The 16,892-nt window shown below is 73.0% G+C and carries 11 protein-coding genes; 7 read left to right on the top strand and 4 right to left on the bottom strand.

Annotated features, from left to right (window positions below; translation table 11 throughout):
• Positions 1-91: 91 nt before the first annotated feature.
• Complete coding sequence (locus AC0QU1_RS11835; RefSeq protein WP_483576572.1) at positions 92-1,093, bottom strand: hypothetical protein; 1,002 nt, start codon at positions 1,091-1,093, stop codon at positions 92-94.
• A gap of 160 nt (positions 1,094-1,253) precedes the next feature.
• Here AC0QU1_RS11835 and nhaA point away from each other — a divergent pair, with 160 nt between their 5' ends.
• Positions 1,254-3,131, top strand: coding sequence for a Na+/H+ antiporter NhaA (nhaA, locus tag AC0QU1_RS11840; protein WP_483576573.1), 1,878 nt, complete (start codon positions 1,254-1,256; stop codon positions 3,129-3,131).
• 45 nt (positions 3,132-3,176) lie between these two features.
• Here nhaA and AC0QU1_RS11845 read toward each other — a convergent pair whose 3' ends face one another.
• From AC0QU1_RS11845 to AC0QU1_RS11855, 3 genes are all read right to left on the bottom strand, one after another.
• Positions 3,177-4,064 carry a carbohydrate ABC transporter permease gene (locus tag AC0QU1_RS11845; RefSeq protein ID WP_483576574.1) on the bottom strand — a complete coding sequence of 296 codons (888 nt, stop codon included), beginning with the start codon at positions 4,062-4,064 and terminating at the stop codon, positions 3,177-3,179.
• Positions 4,061-4,963, bottom strand: coding sequence for a carbohydrate ABC transporter permease (locus tag AC0QU1_RS11850; RefSeq protein ID WP_483576575.1), 903 nt, complete (start codon positions 4,961-4,963; stop codon positions 4,061-4,063). The genes AC0QU1_RS11845 and AC0QU1_RS11850 overlap by 4 nt, the downstream gene beginning before the upstream one ends.
• Positions 4,964-5,116: 153 nt before the next feature.
• The gene (locus tag AC0QU1_RS11855; protein ID WP_483576576.1) at positions 5,117-6,403 is read right to left on the bottom strand and encodes an ABC transporter substrate-binding protein; all 1,287 of its coding nucleotides are present in this window, start codon (positions 6,401-6,403) and stop codon (positions 5,117-5,119) included.
• 268 nt (positions 6,404-6,671) lie between these two features.
• Between AC0QU1_RS11855 and AC0QU1_RS11860 the strand changes: the two genes are divergently transcribed.
• The 6 genes from AC0QU1_RS11860 to AC0QU1_RS11885 all read left to right on the top strand — a co-directional run bounded on the left by AC0QU1_RS11860 (position 6,672) and on the right by AC0QU1_RS11885 (position 16,440).
• Positions 6,672-7,856 (top strand): ROK family transcriptional regulator, encoded by a 1,185-nt coding sequence (locus AC0QU1_RS11860; RefSeq protein ID WP_483576577.1) that lies wholly within the window; start codon positions 6,672-6,674, stop codon positions 7,854-7,856.
• Entirely contained in the window at positions 7,853-9,028 is a 1,176-nt protein-coding gene (locus tag AC0QU1_RS11865; RefSeq protein ID WP_483576578.1) for a substrate-binding domain-containing protein, read from the top strand. Before AC0QU1_RS11860 ends, AC0QU1_RS11865 begins: the two co-directional genes overlap by 4 nt.
• Complete coding sequence (locus AC0QU1_RS11870) at positions 9,025-9,822, top strand: ATP-binding cassette domain-containing protein (protein WP_483576579.1); 798 nt, start codon at positions 9,025-9,027, stop codon at positions 9,820-9,822. The genes AC0QU1_RS11865 and AC0QU1_RS11870 overlap by 4 nt, the downstream gene beginning before the upstream one ends.
• Positions 9,819-11,033: a sugar ABC transporter permease gene (locus tag AC0QU1_RS11875; RefSeq protein WP_483576580.1), complete on the top strand. Its 1,215-nt coding sequence runs from the start codon at positions 9,819-9,821 to the stop codon at positions 11,031-11,033. Before AC0QU1_RS11870 ends, AC0QU1_RS11875 begins: the two co-directional genes overlap by 4 nt.
• 1 nt (position 11,034) lies before the next feature.
• Entirely contained in the window at positions 11,035-12,039 is a 1,005-nt protein-coding gene (locus tag AC0QU1_RS11880) for a LacI family DNA-binding transcriptional regulator (RefSeq protein ID WP_483576581.1), read from the top strand.
• A gap of 66 nt (positions 12,040-12,105) precedes the next feature.
• On the top strand, positions 12,106-16,440 hold the full coding sequence (locus AC0QU1_RS11885) for a GH92 family glycosyl hydrolase (RefSeq protein ID WP_483576582.1): 4,335 nt from the start codon (positions 12,106-12,108) through the stop codon (positions 16,438-16,440).
• Positions 16,441-16,892: the final 452 nt, after the last annotated feature.

A 16,892-nucleotide genomic window follows, 5' to 3' on the forward strand; every position in this document is an offset into this window, starting at 1 on the left:
GGACCTGGCCACTGGCCGGTACCGGCCGCAACTGTTTACACGCCCGTCACGCCGGAGGCGGGATTTCACCCGGCCGGCCCGGCCCGGCCGGTCAGAGCCAGCCGCGGCGGACCGCCTGGACGCCGGCCTGGAAGCGGTTGGCCGCGCCGAGCCGGAGCAGGAGGTCCGCCGTGCGGCGGCGCAGGGTCCGTTCCGACAGGCCGAGCTCACGGGCGATCGACTCGTCCTTCGCCCCCGAGCCGAGCAGCGCGAGCAGGGCCCGGTCGTCCTTGCCCGGCCCGCGGTCCGGGGGAGCGGTACCCGCCAGGCTGTCGGTCGTGGGGATCTCGACGGAATCGGCCCACACCGCCTCGAAGGCCGCGCACAGCAGGTCCACGAGCGGCCCGCCTTCCACGACGACCGCCGTCGGCCGCTGAGGGTCGAGGCCGGTGCTGACCAGCGCCGTCCGCCGGTCCGCGATGGCCAGCTTGGTGGGCAGGGACCGCGCGATCCGGGCCCGCTCGCCCGCGGCGGCCGCGTAGCGCAGCTCGGCCCAGGCACCGGGCCGGTCGAGCACCTCGGCGGCGTAGACGGCGCGCCACAGCACGCCTCGCTCCAGCACGAGCGGCTCGACGGGGTTCTCGCCCGCCAGGACGTACGGCGGCCGGTCGAACGCCATGAACTCTCCCGTCACCTCGTGCTCCAGGCGCGTGTACCAGGCGCCGATGAGCGCGGGGTCGTCGATCACGTGGACGCCGGCGCCCGAGCCGGTCGCGTCGGCGGTCTGCTCGAACAGGTCGGCCAGGTCCGGGATCGCCGCGCGGACCCGGTCGAGCTGCGCCGCCGCCCGGTCGGTCAGCGCGCGCAGCGCGACCCGTGGGTCGACGGCGGTGTACTCGCCGTCGGCGCCGCTGGTGCGGTTGATCAGGCCCGCCGTGCGCAGCCGCGCGAGCATCCCGGCCGCGTCGGTGCCGCCCAGCGGCACGTCCTTGGCCACGTCGTCGACCCGGACCGTGCCCTGGGCGAGCACGTACCGGTAGACCAGTCGGGTGTCGTCGTCGATCCCGACGGCTTCGAGGTCGCCGTCGAGGTCGGGTGCGGTGTCCGGGGCCATGGTGGTCAGGGTAGGCGAGCGGCGTCCTGGCCGACGGCGGAAGGGGCGTCGGCGTCGACGACGGCGGACCGCCGCGAGCGGGTGAAGTTGTCGAGCGCCTCGCGCGCGGCCTACTAGCCTGAACGACAAGGGCAACCGTGCCCCGGCGACAGGAGCAGTGATGGCGAGTCTGACGATCATCGAGCGGTCGCCCGATCCTGAGGCGCCGGACCAGGGGGAGCGGCGGCCGTCGATCGCGGAGCGCATCCGTGCGCTGGGCCAGAGCCGCCTGGGCGCGCTCCTCCTGCTGCTCGGGACGGTCGCCGCGGTCCTGTGGGCCAACCTCTCCTACGGCGGGTACAGCGAGTTCTGGGAGACGCACCTCAACCTGGGCGTCGGCGACCTGCAGGTCGAGTTCACGCTGCACGCCCTGGTCAACGACGCGCTGATGGCGCTGTTCTTCTTCACAGTGGGCCTGGAGGTGCGGCGCGAGTTCGCGATCGGCGAGCTCACGAGCTGGTCCCGGGCGATGGTCCCGGTGGTCGCCGCCGTCGCCGGCCTGGCGGTCCCGGCCGTCCTCTACGTGCTGATCACCCAGGGGACGGGCCTCGAGTCCGCGTGGGGGACGGTCATCTCGACGGACACCGCGTTCGTCGTCGGCGCGCTGGCCCTCATCGGGCCGCGCGCGCCCGGCCGGCTCAGGGTGTTCCTGCTCGCGCTCGCGGTGGTCGACGACATCGGCGCGCTGTCGATCATCGCGCTCGTCTACACCGAGAACTTCGACCCGCTGCCGCTGCTGGTCGCGGCGGTGGGCCTGGTGGGCGTCTACTTCACGCGGTACGTGCCCACCGGCCGTGGGCCGATCTACGCCACGCTCGCGATCATCGTGTGGCTGGCGTTCCTGGCCTCCGGCGTGCACCCGACGCTGGCCGGCGTCGCCATCGCGCTCCTGGTGCCGGTGTACCGGCCGAGCCGGCGCGACGTCGAGCACGCGCTGACCCTGGCCCGGACGTTCCGGCAGTCGCCGAACAGCGACTACGCGCGGGCCGCCGCGAACAGCCTGCGCGAGTCCATCTCGATCAACGAGCGGCTGCAGTCCGCCTACGCGCCGTACGTGGCCTACGTGATCCTGCCGCTCTTCGCCCTCGCGAACGCGGGTGTGCAGGTCAACGGCGAGATCCTGGCCGCGGCGGCCGGCTCTCCGGTGACCTGGGGTGTCGTGGTGGGCCTGGTGGCCGGGAAGTTCCTCGGCGTGCTGGGCTCGGGTGTGGTGCTGCGGGTCCTGCGGATCGGGGACCTGGGGCCAGGGCTGACGCTCGACCGGCTGGCGGGCGGCGGCGCGCTGTGCGGCATCGGCTTCACCATCTCGCTGTTCATCGTGGACCTCGCGATCGACGACCCGGCGGCGCAGACCGAGGCCCGCGTGGGCGTGCTGTGCGCGTCGGTGATCGCGTTCCTGCTCGCCGCCGTCATCTTCAAGATCGCGGACCAGGTGCACCCGGCCAAGGAGGCGGGTGTCGTGCTGCAGCGGCCGGTCGACCCGCAGCGGGACCACGTGTACGGGCGGGCCGACGCGCCCTACACGCTCGTCGAGTACGGGGACTTCCAGTGCGGGTTCTGCTCCAAGGCGTCGGGTGCCATCCAGGAGGTGCACCGCGAGCTCGGCGACCGGATGCGGTACGTGTGGCGGCACGCGCCGCTGGACCGGTACCACCCGAACGCCGTCGCGGCGGCCGAGGCGTCGGAGGCGGCCGCGCTGCAGGGCAAGTTCTTCGAGATGGAGCGGAGCCTGCTCCTGGACCAGGAGAACCAGCTCCCCTCCGACATCGTGCGGCGGGCGGCCGAGCTCGGGCTCGACGTCGACCGGTTCGAGCGGGACCTGGTCTCCCCGGAGGTGGCGGGGCGCGTGCGCGACGACGTGCTCGACGCCGAGGCGATGGACATCACGGCCGTCCCGACCTTCTTCGTCAACGGCCGCCGGCACACGGGCCCGCACGACGCGCAGTCCCTGATCCGGGCCCTGGAGAGCACGGCGCCGGTCACCCCGCGCGCGGAGTGACGGGGCGCGACCACCCGCCCCGAGGCGGCCCCACCAGCCCCGGGGTCAGCCCTTCACCGAGCCCGACATCAGGCCGCCCACGAAGTACTTGCCCAGGATGATGTAGACCAGCAGGGTGGGCAGCGACGCGAACAGGGCGCCCGCCATGGAGACGCCGTAGTTCTGCAGCAGCGCGCCGTTGGCGAGGTTGTTCAGCGCCACGGTGACCGGGCCATTCTGCGACGACGAGAAGAACACCGCGAACAGGAAGTCGTTCCAGGCCGAGGTGAACTGCCAGATGAGCACCACCACGAAGCTCGGGACCGACAGCGGCAGCACGATCGACCAGTAGGTGCGCAGCATGCCCGCGCCGTCGACCCGCCCGGCCTCGATCAGCTCGTGCGGCAGCGTCGCGTAGTAGTTGCGGAAGATGAGCGTGGTGATCGGGATGCCGTAGACCACGTGCAGCAGGATCAGTGTCGGCACGCCGCTGGGCAGGCCCAGGTCCAGCACGAGCTGGGTGAGCGGGATCATCACGGCCTGGTACGGGATGAACATCCCGAACAGGATCACCGTGAACACGATGTCCGCGCCGCGGAAGCTCCACCGGGCCAGCACGAACCCGTTCAGCGACCCGAGGAACGCCGAGATGATCGAGCTGGGCACCACCATGGCGAGGGTGCGCAGGATCGACGGCGACAGCGTGGTCCACGCCGTGGCCCAGTTCTCCATGGTCCAGAGCTGGGGCAGGGCCCAGGCGCGGCTGGGATCGGCGTCACCGGTGCCCTTGAAGCTGGTGACCAGCAGCACGTACACCGGGATGAGCACCACGACCAGGAAGAAGATCAGCGCCGCGTACTTGAGGGTGCGGCCGGCGGAGTACCGGGCGGTGCGGACGCGCGGCCCGCTGAGCGCGGGGCGGTGCGCGGTGAGCTGTTCGGCCTCGGCGGTCATCGCTTCTCCTCGCGGTTCGTGCGGATCAGGTACGGCACGATGACGAGCGCCACGATGATCAGCAGGATCGAGCCGACGGCGGCGGCGTTCGCGTAGTCGAAGCTCGACTTGAACACGTACATGTCCACGGCGGGCACCTTGGTCTGGTAGTTGGCCGGCTTGGAGATCGACATGATGAGGTCGAACGCCTTGAGCGACATGTGGCCGATGATGATCAGCGCCGACAGCGCCACGGGCGAGAGCTGCGGGAACAGGACGTGCCGGTACAGCTTCCACTCGGAGGCGCCGTCCACTCGCGCGGCCTCGCGCAGCTCGTCGGGGATGCCGCGGAACCCGGCCAGGAACAGCGCCATCACGTAGCCGGAGAGCTGCCAGATGGCGGGGATGGCGATGGCGATGATGCCGAAGGTGACGTTGTTCCACCAGTTGTTCTGCAGGGCGTCCAGGCCGACCATCTGGAACAGCCGGTTCAGGCCGGACGCCTGCTCGCCCTGGTTGGAGTTGAGCAGCCAGCGCCACACCACACCGGAGGCGACGAACGAGACCGCCATGGGGAAGAGGTAGACCGAGCGGAACAGCCCCTCACCCTTCACGGGCTTCTCGAGCATCCAGGCCCACAGGAAGCCCATGACCATGGTCCCGGCGAGGAACACGACCGTGTACAGGACGAGGTTCGTCAGCGAGTGCTGGAAGTCCTCGCTGGCCAGCAGGTCGATGTAGTTGGTGAACCACACGTACGCGGCCGGCTCCTGCCCGGTGGCCTGCGCCGCGGTGTGGCTGTCCGTCAGGGAGGTCGTGAAGTTGGCGGCGATCAGCCCGTAGACGAAGACGCCGACGAGGATCAGGGACGGGGCGAGCAGGAGGAGCGGTGGCCCGATCCGCCGCAGTTTCTTGAGCATGTGGATACCTCGGTCGTGGGCGCGGCCGCGCGCCGCCGGGCCTGCCCGACGGCGCGCGACCTGCTGTCGGTCGTACGGCGGTGCGCGTCCCGGTCCGGCCGGGGCGCGCACCGCCGCGCTGTCATCTCTGTGCTGTCAGCTCCGCGCTGCCGGTCAGCCCTGCGCGGCGCCGGCCAGCTCGGACTGGAACCCGGCGAGGTCCGAGGCGCCGGTGGTGAACTTGCTCGTGGCGTCGGAGATCGCGTTGAGCGTGGCGACGGGGGCCGCCGCGCCGTGCGCCAGCGAGGACACGATGGTGTCCTGGCCGAAGGACTCGATCGCGGTCTGCTGGTACTCCGAGAACTCGGCGGGGTCCGCGTCCGTCCGGGCCGGGATGGAGCCCTTGGCCTTGTTGAACGCGACCTGCCCCTCCAGGGAGCCCACGGTCTCCAGCCACGCCCGCGCGCCGTCGGGGTCTGGCGCGCCGACCGGCAGGGTGAACGAGTCGGCCAGGAAGTCGAAGACGCCGTCGGTGCCGGGCACCGGCGTCGCCGTGAAGTCCGTGCCGAGCACCTTGTCCTGCTCCTCGAACGCCGCGACCGCCCAGTCGCCCATGACGTTGAACGCGGCGCCGCCGTCGATCACCATCTGGGTCGCCTCCGGCCAGTCGAGGCCGTCCCGGTCCTCGTTGGTGAAGCCCATGAGGGTCTCGAAGTCCTCGAGCGCGCTCGTGACCTCGGCGCCCTCCCAGTCGGTGCTGCCGTCCCACAGGCCGGAGTACGCCTCGGGGCCGAGGTCGGCGAGCAGCACGGTCTCCAGCAGGTGCACCTGCGTCCACGTGGTGCCGACCGACAGGGCCGTGACGCCGGCCTGGTCGAGCTTCTCGAGGTCGGCGATCCAGGCGTCGAGGTCCGCGTACTCGGCCTCGGGGTCGATGTCGTTCTCCTCCAGCACCGTCGGGTTGGCCCAGACGACGTTCGCGCGGTGGATGTTCGACGGGATCGAGTAGATCGCGCCGTCCTCCGACGAGAGCCGGTCGACCAGGTCCGCCGGGAACGCGTCCGTCAGGCCGAACTCGTCGTAGAGGTCGGAGACGTCCTCGATCTGCGCGGCGTCGATGTAGTCCTGCAGCTCGGCGCCCGCGTGGGCCTGGAACGTGTCGGGCGGGTCCTGCGCCTGGAGCCGGGTCTGGAGCAGGTCCTTGGCCGCGGAGCCCGCACCGCCGGCGACGGCCCCGTTGATGAACTCGATGTCGGGGTGCTGCGTCTCGAACTCGCCGACCAGGGCGTCGAGACCGGCCTTCTCGGAGCCCGCCGCCCACCAGGTGAACACCTCGACCTGGCTGCCGCCGCCCTCGCCGCCACCGCCGTCACCCGTGTCGCCGCCGCCGCACGCGGCCAGCGTGAGGCCGAGCACAGCGGCTGTCGCCACCGTCCCGGCCATCCTCCGGTTCACTCGCATCTGGGGTCCCTCAACCTTCCTCGGTCGCTGGAGCACCGACCCGAGGCGCCGTCGCAGGGCGAAGGTGCAGTCTCCTCGCGCTCGGGACGACGTCGCTCCCGTGACCGGCCGGGCGCGCCTGTACGCCCGTGAACCCGGGTCCCATCGAACGACCCGTGACCCTTGGTGTCAAGAAATGAACGCAAGCGAGGCCCGATCGTGACCTGAACGTTCAGGTCGTGTATCCAAACCCGTCATACCTCGCAGGAAGGCGGTTACCCTGGGCGCTGTGCGCGCGGATCGGGTAACCCCGGGTTCGCAGACCTCCCTGCGGGAGGCCAACCGAGCCCGGATCGTGAGCGCCGTCCAGCAGCGTGGCTCGCTCACGCAGATCGAGCTGGCCGGCGTCACAGGGCTGTCCCCGGCCACGATCTCGAACATCGTCAAGGAGCTCACCGTCGCGGGCGTGCTGCACACGTCCCAGTCGGTGCGCAACGGCCGCCGCGCGCTCCAGGTCACCCTCGCACGCAACCTCGGCCTGGTCGCGGGCATCCGGTTCGGCATGCGGTCGCTCAGCGTGGCGCTCGCCGACGCGTCGATGCGGGTCCTGGCCGAGCAGCGCATGCCGCTGGCCCCCGACCACCGGGCCGACGCCGGCCTGCAGCGCACCGCGATGCTCGTGCGGGAGATGCTGGAGTCCGTGGACGCCGACCCGTCGGAGCTGCTCGCCGTCGGCGTCGGGGTGCCGGCGCCCGTCGACATCCGCACCGGCCAGGTGGTCACGGTCGGCATGATGCGCGGCTGGGACGGCGTGCACGTCGACGAGATCCTGGCGGCTGAGCTCGACGTCCCCGTCACCGCGGACAACGACGCCACGCTCGCCGCGATCGCCGAGGCCCGGTTCGGCGCGGGCGTCGGCCACGACTCGGTCGCCTACGTGCGGGTGTCGCACGGCGTGGGCGGCGGGCTCGTCCTGGGCGGACGGGCGGTGCACGGCCGGTCCGGGGTGGCCGGCGAGATCGGGCACGTGTCCGTCGACGAGCACGGACCCGTCTGCCGCTGCGGCAACCGCGGCTGCCTGGAGATGCTGGTCGGCGCGTCCAGCCTGCTCGCGATGCTCCCGCCCGAGGCCGGGCACCTCACGCTCGCGGACCTGGTGGCGCGGGCCCGCGGCGGCGACGCCGGCACGCGCCGCGTCGTGTTCGACGCCGGACGCCACCTCGGCGTCGCCCTGGCCAACCTGTGCAACCTCGTGGACCCCGACGTCATCGTCATCGGCGGCCAGCTCGCCGAGGCGGGCGAGCTGCTGCTCGAACCGCTACGCACCGCGCTCGGCCAGCGCATCGTGGCCACCTCGCGCGGTCCGGTCAACGTGGTCCGCTCGGCCCTGGGCGCCGACGCCGGAGTGCGTGGCGCGCTCGCGGCCGCCCTGGACCAGGCCCGGATGTTCGGCTCCCTGGGGGTGAGCTCATGAGTGCCCAGTATCCCGTCGGCGCCCCGCGCGCGTCCGGTGGCCGACGGCGCGAGCGGCGCGGGTGGGCCCGCACGGTCGCCGCGAGCGGCGCCGTCGTCGGCCTGGCGTTCGGGCTGACCGCCTGCTCACCCGCCGGCCCGGACGGCGCGGACGCGGCGTCCGAGGGGACCATCGGACTGCTGCTGCCCGAGGCGCAGACCGCGCGCTACGAGGCGTCCGACCGTCCCACGTTCGTCTCGGTCGTGGACCGCCGCTGCCCCGACTGCACCGTGCTGTACGCCAACGCGGCCCAGGACGCCGCCGCCCAGCTCCAGCAGGCCGAGTCGATGCTCGCCCAGGGTGCCCGGGTCCTGGTGCTGGACGCCGTCGACACGGTGGCGGCGGCCGGGATCGTCGTGCAGGCCGAGCGGCTGGGAGCCCAGGTGATCGCCTACGATCGGTTCGTGGACGGCGCGGACTACTACGTGTCGTACGACTACGAGTTCATCGGCTTCCTGCTGGGCTCGGCCCTCGCCGGTGCCGTGACGGAGCGGGCCGCCGCGGGCGAGGGGAGTGCGGACGGCGACGGCCGGCCGGGCGTGCTGCTGGCGCACGGGTCGGCGACCGAGCCCAACGCGCTCGCCATCGCAGCGGGCACCCGCCGCGCCCTCGAGGGAGAGGACATCGACGTGCTCGCCGAGTACTACACACCCGACTGGAGCCCGGACAAGGCCACCGAGTGGACGGAAGCCATGCTCACGCGGTTCCCCGGCCAGGTGGACGGCGTGCTCGCCGCCAACGACGGCATAGCCGGCGGCGCCATCGCCGCGGCGAAGGCCGCCGGCCTCGACCCCGTGCCCGTCACCACCGGCCAGGACGGCGAGCTCGCCGCGGTGCAGCGGATCCTGGCGGGCGACCAGTACATGACCGTCTTCAAGGCGACCGACCAGCAGGCGCAGACCGCCGCGGAGCTCGCGGTCCGCGTGCTGCGCGGCGAGGAGCCGCGCACCACCGCCGTCATCGGCGGCGTGCCCACCGTGCTGCTCGCGCCGCGCGCCGTGGGCGCCGCCGACGTCGAGCACGTGATCGTCGACGGGCACGTGTACTCCACCGACGAGATCTGCGTGCCCGCGTACGAGGCCGCGTGCGAGCGGGCGGGGCTGATCGGGCCGGACGCGGAGGCCGCCCGATGAGCGATCCGGTCCTGTCCCTGCGGGGCGTGTCCAAGCGGTTCGGCGGCGTGCGCGCCCTCGTGGACATCGACGCCGACGTGCACGAGCACGAGGTGCTCGCCGTCGTCGGCGACAACGGCGCGGGCAAGTCCACGCTCGCGGGCGTGCTCGCCGGCGCCCACCGCCCCGACGCCGGCCAGGTGCTGCTCGACGGGCGCCCCGTGGTGCTCGACTCGCCCGCCGCCGCGCGCGCCCTGGGCATCGCGGCGGTGTTCCAGGAGCTGGCGCTCGTGGACGACCTAGACGTCGTCGAGAACCTGTTCCTCGGGCACGAGACCGTACGCGGGCCCCTGCTCGACGAGGTGGCCATGGAGCGCGAGGCGTGGCGCCTGCTCGACCAGCTCGCCGCGAGCGTGCCCAGCGTGCGCGACCCGGTCCGCACCCTGTCCGGCGGGCAGCGCCAGGTCGTCGCGGTGGCCCGCGCGCTGCTCGGATCGCCGCGCGTCGTCGTCCTCGACGAGCCGACGGCGTCCCTCGGCGTGCGCCAGACCGCCGAGGTGCTGAACCTGATCGTCCGGCTGCGCGAGCGCGGGCACGCCGTCGTCCTGGTGAGCCACCAGGCGGGCGACCTCCAGGCCGTCGCCGACCGGATCCTCGTGCTGCGGCTGGGCCGGGTGCACGGCGTGTTCGACGGCGATGCCTCCTACGAGGACCTGCTCGCCGCCATGACGGGCGCCGTCCGGCCGGGGGCCAAGCCCGGCGCAGCCGAGCCCTCCGGCCGGCGGTCCGGCCCGACCCGGGCGGTGCACCGGTGAGCGCCCGGTCCGGCGCGCAGCCGAGCGTGACGGGCGCCGGCCTGTCCGGCACCGGCCTGCCCGGCGCGGTCTGGCAGCGGGTGCGCGGCGGGAACAGCCTGCTCCCGATCGTCGCGGCGCTCGTGGGCATCTGGCTGGTCATGGGCGCCGTCAACCCCGCGTTCCTGGCGCCCGAGAACCTCGTCAACCTCACGCTGCAGAGCGCGCCCGTCGGCGTGATCGCGCTCGGCGTGGTGCTGGTGCTCCTGGTCGGCCAGATCGACCTGTCGGTCGGGTCGGTGAGCGGGCTCGCCGCTGCCGTCGTCGCCGTCGGCTCGGTGATCCTGGGGTGGCCCGTGGCGCTCGCGATCCTGGCGGCGCTGGCCTGCGGCGTGGTGGTCGGGCTCGCCTACGGCGCGCTCTCGACCCGGCTCGGGCTGCCCAGCTTCGTGTTCACGCTGGCCGGGCTGCTGTTCCTCGCCGGGGTGCAGCTCCGCGTGCTCGGGCCGCTGGGGTCGATCAACCTGCCGTTCGAGTCGTGGTTCGTCCGGTCGGTGCAGCAGGGCTTCCTCTCGCCCGTTGCCGCCTGGTCGCTCGTGGCCGCCGTGGTGGTGGTCTACGCGGCCCTGCAGGTCACGGCGAGGGTGCGCCGCCGTCGGGCGGACCTGCCGTGCGCGAGCGTGCCCGAGATCGTGGTCCGCACGCTGGGGCTGGCCGCCGTGCTGTCGGCGATCGTCGCCTACCTCGGCACGGCGCGCGGGATCGGCTGGTCGGTGGTGCTCTTCGCGGCGCTCGTCGTGGTCACGGACGTGCTGCTGCGCCGCACGCGGTGGGGCCGGTCGGTGCGCGCGGTGGGCGGCGACCGGCGGGCCGCGATGCTCGCGGGCGTGCCCGTGCAGCGCACGGTGGTCCTGTGCTTCGTCGCGTGCTCGACGCTGGCCGCCCTCGGCGGCGTGCTGGCGGCGGGCCGGCTGGGCGCCGCCAACCAGGGGACCGGCGGCGCCGACACCTACCTCGTGGCGATCGCGGCGGCGGTGATCGGCGGCACCAGCCTGTTCGGCGGGCGCGGCAGCGCGTGGTCGGCGGTGCTCGGCGTGCTGGTCATCCAGTCCATCGCCAACGGGCTCACGCTGATGAACGTGGACCAGGCCGCGCGCTACATGGTCACCGGGGCGGTCCTGCTGCTGGCCATCATCATCGACATGCTGGTGCGCAAGCGGCGGGAGGCCTGACATGATGCGTCGTCCGACGCTCGCGGTGGTGGCGGAGGCGGCGGGCGTGAGCCTGAAGACCGCCTCCCGCGTGCTCAACGGCGAGCCCAACGTCGCGACCGCCACGCGCGAGCGGGTGCAGGACGCCGCCGCCTCGCTGGGCTTCCGGCGCAACGCGGTCGCCGCCGACCTCGCGCGCGGCGGCTTCTCCCGGCTGGTCGGGTTCATCACGGGCGACCTGGCCAACGAGTTCTACTCCGCCCTGGCCAGCGGCATCGAGCGTGAGCTGCGGGAGCACGGCCTGCAGCTCCTCACGGCGTCGTCCGACGAGGACCCCGAGCGCGAGAGCTCGCTGACGGGCGAGCTGCTGGAGCGCCGCGTCGGCGCCCTCATCGTCACGCCCGCAGGGGCCGACCACTCGGCCCTGCGCGGCGAGATCGCGGCGGGCCTTCCCGTGGTGGTCGTGGACCGGCCGGCGGCCGGGATGGACGTCGACACCGTGGTCATCGACAACCGCGGCGGCACGCGCGCCGCCACCGAGCACCTGCTCGCGCACGGGCACCGGCGCATCGCGTTCGTCGGCGACGAGCCCCACCTGTGGACCTACCAGGAGCGCAGCGCCGAGTTCCTCGCCACCATGCACGACGCCGGCGTGCCCGACGCCGAGCGGTGGGTCCGGTCCGGCGCCCACTCCGCGGCGGCCGCCCGGGACCTGGTGGTCGAGCTGTTCGCGGAGCCCGAGCCGCCCACGGCCGTGCTCGCCGCGAACAACCGGGCCACGGTCGGCACGCTCCAGGCGCTGCGCGACGCGCCGGGCGGCCGGGACGTCGCCGTCGTGGGCTTCGACGACTTCGAGCTGGCCGACCTGCTGGGCATCACCGTGGTGGCCTACGACGCCGTGGAGCTGGGCCGGCGCGCCGCCGAGCTCGCCGTCGCTCGGTCGGCCGAACCCGACCGGCCGGTCGAGCTCGTGGTGCTGCCGACCCGGGTGGTCACCCGCGGGAGCGGAGAGCGCCCACCCCGTTGACACCGGGCCTGACCTGGTCCTACGTTCCGCACTTGACAGCGTTGTCAGCCGACGAGGGAGACCATCATGTCCATAGTCACCGGCCGGGGCCCCAGATCCCGGCCGACGACCGCAGCCCGCTCCGTCGTTCTCTCCGGGGCCCTTGCCCTGCTGCTCGTGGTGCCGCCGGGTGCGGCGCTCGCGGCGCCCTCCGGGGAAGGATCCCTCAAGACGACGACGGCCGGGACCGCCGGCGCCGGGGGCGACTTCGCCACCTCGTTCGAGGCCGACGACCCGGCGCCGCTGGAGTCCACTCCCGCGCAGCGCGACGGCGCGCCGTGGCAGGAGAACGTCGGCGAGTTCGTCCCCGGGCTGCCCGGGAGCGTGCTCGACCGGGTGGGTGAGGTCGCGGCCAGCGGCGAGAACCCGCCGAACGAGATCGCCACGAACCTCGCGGACTGGTCGTCGGCCACCAAGTGGCTCACCTTCGCCCGGACGGGCTGGGCCACCTACGAGACGACGTCGCCGGTCACCGTCACCGGGTACTCGCTCACCTCGGCGAACGACTTCGCCGACCGCGACCCGCAGGACTGGACGCTGCAGGGCTCGACCGACGGCGAGACGTGGGAGACCATCGACCAGCGCAGCGGCGAGCAGTTCAGCGAGCGGTTCCAGCGCCGGGTCTTCGAGCTCGCGGAGCCTGCGCCCGCCTACACGTTCTTCCGGCTCGACGTCACGCGGAACCGGGGCGCCGGCATCGTGCAGCTCGCGGACTGGGACCTGTCGGAGAACCTGGCCGAGCAGCCCGCGCGGCAGCCGATGGTCACCGCCGTCGGCTCGGGGCCCGAGACGGTGAGCTACACCAACAAGACCGAGGTCGGCTTCACGGGCATGCACTCGCTGCGCTACGAGGGCGGCCACCTGGGCGAGGGACCCGCGCACGCGACGAACGTCCTGTATGACGACGTCGACGTCCGCGTGGGGCGCGACACCCGGCTGAGCTGGAAGATCTTCCCCGAGCTGCTCGGTGACCTGGAGTACCCCTCGACCTTCGTCGCCGTGGACCTGCGGTTCACCGACGGCACCTACCTGTCCGACCTCCGCGCGCGAGACGCCCACGGGACCGCCGCGACGCCGGCGGGCCAGGGCGCCGGCAAGATCCTGTACGCCGACCAGTGGAACTCCGTGCGGGTCGACGTCGGCGCGGTGGCGCGCGGCAAGAAGATCGACCAGGTGCTGCTCGGCTACGACAACGGCGGCGGCGCGGTGGGCACCCGGTTCGCGGGCTGGCTCGACGACGTCGCGGTGGAGGCGGACCCGGAGGAGATCGACGGCTCCAGCCTGACCAACTACGTCGACACCCGCAGGGGCACGCTGTCCAGCGGGTCGTTCTCGCGCGGCAACAACGTGCCGGCGACGGCCGTGCCGAACGGGTTCAACTTCTGGACGCCGATGACCAACGCCGCGACGGACCGGTGGCTCTACGAGTACCAGGCGGCGAACGACGACCAGAACCGCACCGTGCTGGAGGGCATCGGCATCTCGCACGAGCCGAGCCCGTGGATGGGTGACCGCAACCAGCTCGCCTTCCAGCCGGCGTCGGGCGCGGGGGTGCCCGACGCCGGCCTGGACGCGCGTGGCCTGCCGTTCAGCCACGCGGACGAGACCGCCCGGCCCGACTACTACGGCGTGACCTTCGCGGACGGTATCAAGGCCGAGGTGACGCCCACCGACCACGCGGCGGTGCTGCGGTTCAGCTTCCCGCGGGACACGCCGGACGCCGTCGGCCACGTGCTGGTGGACCGCGTCCTCGGGTCCTCGAAGCTCGCCTTCGACGAGGCGACCGGCGAGCTGAGCGGCTGGGTCGAGAACGGCAGCGGGCTGTCGGTCGGCCGTACCCGGATGTACGTGGCCGGCACGTTCGACCGGGCGCCGTCGTCCGTGGGCCAGGCCGCGGGCGACCGCGACGGCGCCCGGTACGCCACGTTCGACACCAGCCGCGACCGCACTGTCGAGCTGCGGGTCGCGACGTCGTTCATCGGGCTGGACCAGGCGCGCGCCAACCTCGACCTGGAGGTCACGGGCCGCTCGTTCGCGACCGTGCAGCGCGCGGCGCAGCGCCAGTGGAACGACCGGCTCGGCGTGATCGAGACGGAGGGCGGCACCGAGGACCAGCTCGTCACGCTGTACTCGAACCTGTACCGGCTGAACCTCTACCCGAACTCGCAGTTCGAGAACACGGGCACCGCCCGGCGGCCCGTCTATAAGTACGCGAGCCCGGTCACCGCGCCGTCGGGCGAGGCGACGGACACCGAGACCAACGCGCGGATCGTCGAGGGCAAGATCTACGTGAACAACGGGTTCTGGGACACCTACCGCACGGCCTGGCCGGCGTACTCGTTCCTGTACCCGGACGTCGCCGAGGAGCTGGTGGACGGGTTCGTGCAGCAGTACCGCGACGGCGGCTGGATCGCGCGCTGGTCCTCGCCGGGCTATGCCGACCTGATGACGGGCACGTCGTCCGACGTCGCGTTCGCGGACGCCTACCTCAAGGGCTCCCTGCCCACCGACAAGGCGCTGGACGCCTACGACGCGGCGCTGAAGAACGGCACGGTCGCGCCGCCGAACAACGCGGTGGGCCGCAAGGGCCTGGAGACCTCGCCGTTCCTGGGCTTCACGCCCGAGACCACGCACGAGTCGGTGTCGTGGGGCCTGGAGGGGCTGATCAACGACTTCGGCATCGGCAACATGGCAGCGGCCCTGGCCGAGGACCGGCGCACGCCGCGGGAGCGGCGCGCGACGCTGCGCGAGGAGTCGGCCTACTTCCTGGAGCGCGCCACGCACTACGGCGAGCTCTTCGACCCGGCGATCGGCTTCTTCCAGCCCCGGCACGCCGACGGCTCGTTCCTCAACGCGCCAGAGGACTACGACCCGCGCACGTGGGGCGGCGGCTACACCGAGACCAGCGGCTGGAACTTCTCGTTCCACGCGCCCCAGGACCCGCGCGGCCTCGGCAACCTGTACGGCGGCCAGGAGGGGCTGGAGGCCAAGCTCGACGAGTTCTTCGCCACGCCGGAGGACGCCACGCACACCGGCGGCTACGGCGGCGTCATCCACGAGATGCGCGAGGCGCGGGACGTCCGCCTGGGCCAGTGGGGCATGAGCAACCAGGTGTCCCACCACATCCCGTGGCTGTACGACGCCGCGGGCGCGCCGCACAAGACGCAGGAGATCGTCCGGGAGGTCACCCGCCGCCTGTTCACGGGCAGCGAGATCGGTCAGGGCTACCCCGGCGACGAGGACAACGGCGAGATGTCGTCGTGGTGGATCTTCGCCGCGCTCGGCTTCTACCCGCTGCAGGTGGGCTCGGACCAGTACGCGGTCGGCTCGCCGCTGTTCGACAGGGCCACCGTGCACCTGCCGGACGGCGACCTGGTGATCAACGCCCGGAACAACTCCGTGGAGAACGTCTACGTGCAGTCCCTGCGGGTCGACGGGCGGTCCAGGACGTCGACGTCGCTGTCCCAGGCCGACCTCTCGGGCGGGGCCCGGCTGGACTTCGTGATGGGGCCGGAGCCGTCGGCGTGGGGCACGGGCGAGGACGACGCGCCGCCGTCGCTCACCGAGGGTGACGAGCCGCCGAGCCCGGCCCGGGACACCACGGGCACGGGCACCGTGACCGTGGACGACGGCGGGGCGCTGGCCGATGCTGGGGCGCTGGTCGACGACACGTCGGGCTCGCGTACCACGTTCGCCACCCGGACCCCCACCATCACGTGGGACGGTTCCGGGACGCGGGCCACGGTCGGCACGTACACGCTCACCTCGGGCGTGGCGGGCACGGCGGCCCCGTCGTCCTGGCGGCTGGAGGGCTCCGACGACGGTGAGCGCTGGACGGTGCTCGACGAGCGGTCCGGCCAGGAGTTCCGCTGGGCGCTGCAGACCCGGACGTTCGAGGTGGACGACCCGCGGGAGTTCGGCCGGCTCCGGCTCGTGGTGGAGGAGTCGGCGGGGGAGGGCGACGTGTCGCTCGCCGAGGTCGAGCTGCTCGCGGAGCAGGGCCCGGACGACGAGGAGCTGCCGCTCGCCCAGGCGACGCCGGACGCCGAGACGCGGGCCGAGGCCCGGGCCGCCGCGGAGGCCGAGGACACCGCGACGGGGGTCACGGTGTGGGCCGTGCCGACGTGCGACGACGGCGACTCGGCGCTGCGGGTCGTGGTCGACGGCGCGGAGGGCGCGTCCGTCAGGGTCACGTCCGACTTCGGCGCCAGGACGCTGCGCGGTTCCGGGCAGCTCACGTTCGCGGCGGGCTCCGCGCAGGTGGGCACGGGCGCGGTGACGGCGGTCGTCACGGCGACCGTCGACGGCCAGCGGGCCACCGAGACGGTCACGGCGCCGTACGGGACGGGGGTCTGCGGCTGAGCTGACCGACTGACGGCGGCGGGGAGCTGCCTCTCGCGGAGGTGTGTTGCGGTGTGTAGTCAGCGTCTACACGTCGCAACACACCTCCGCGAGGCATTGCACCCCGGTGCCGGCGCATGGGACGCGTGGCCGCGCGCCGATGCTGCCGCAAGCCGGGTTCCGACGGCCGGCCGCGGAGGGCGTTGCCCCCCGCGAGGGTGTGTTGCGCTGTGTAGGCAGTGTCTACATGCCGCAACACACGTCCGCGAGGCGCGCGCACCCGGGTGCACGTGACTGCCGTGCTCGGGCGCACGGCCACGCATCCGTGTGGCGCAGTGGTATGTCCGGCGGAGGGTCCCGCGCGCGTACGGGTTCTCGTACGGATTCTCTAGGTACTTTCCACACGTCGTCGCCGCACCCGTTCTGGTGCGGGCGCGACGTCAATACGCTCCCAGGCGTCCGAGGTTCCCCAG

Source organism: Promicromonospora noduliphila, from assembly GCF_056951025.1.

What these genes read in the sequence shown, in the direction of transcription:
- AC0QU1_RS11835 (WP_483576572.1), bottom strand. Translation starts at nt 1,093, where the DNA reads ATGGCCCCGGACACCGCACCCGACCTCGACGGCGACCTCGAAGCCGTC.
- nhaA (WP_483576573.1), top strand. Translation starts at nt 1,254, where the DNA reads ATGGCGAGTCTGACGATCATCGAGCGGTCGCCCGATCCTGAGGCGCCG.
- AC0QU1_RS11845 (WP_483576574.1), bottom strand. Translation starts at nt 4,064, where the DNA reads ATGACCGCCGAGGCCGAACAGCTCACCGCGCACCGCCCCGCGCTCAGC.
- AC0QU1_RS11850 (WP_483576575.1), bottom strand. Translation starts at nt 4,963, where the DNA reads ATGCTCAAGAAACTGCGGCGGATCGGGCCACCGCTCCTCCTGCTCGCC.
- AC0QU1_RS11855 (WP_483576576.1), bottom strand. Translation starts at nt 6,403, where the DNA reads ATGCGAGTGAACCGGAGGATGGCCGGGACGGTGGCGACAGCCGCTGTG.
- AC0QU1_RS11865 (WP_483576578.1), top strand. Translation starts at nt 7,853, where the DNA reads ATGAGTGCCCAGTATCCCGTCGGCGCCCCGCGCGCGTCCGGTGGCCGA.
- AC0QU1_RS11870 (WP_483576579.1), top strand. Translation starts at nt 9,025, where the DNA reads ATGAGCGATCCGGTCCTGTCCCTGCGGGGCGTGTCCAAGCGGTTCGGC.
- AC0QU1_RS11880 (WP_483576581.1), top strand. Translation starts at nt 11,035, where the DNA reads ATGATGCGTCGTCCGACGCTCGCGGTGGTGGCGGAGGCGGCGGGCGTG.
- AC0QU1_RS11885 (WP_483576582.1), top strand. Translation starts at nt 12,106, where the DNA reads ATGTCCATAGTCACCGGCCGGGGCCCCAGATCCCGGCCGACGACCGCA.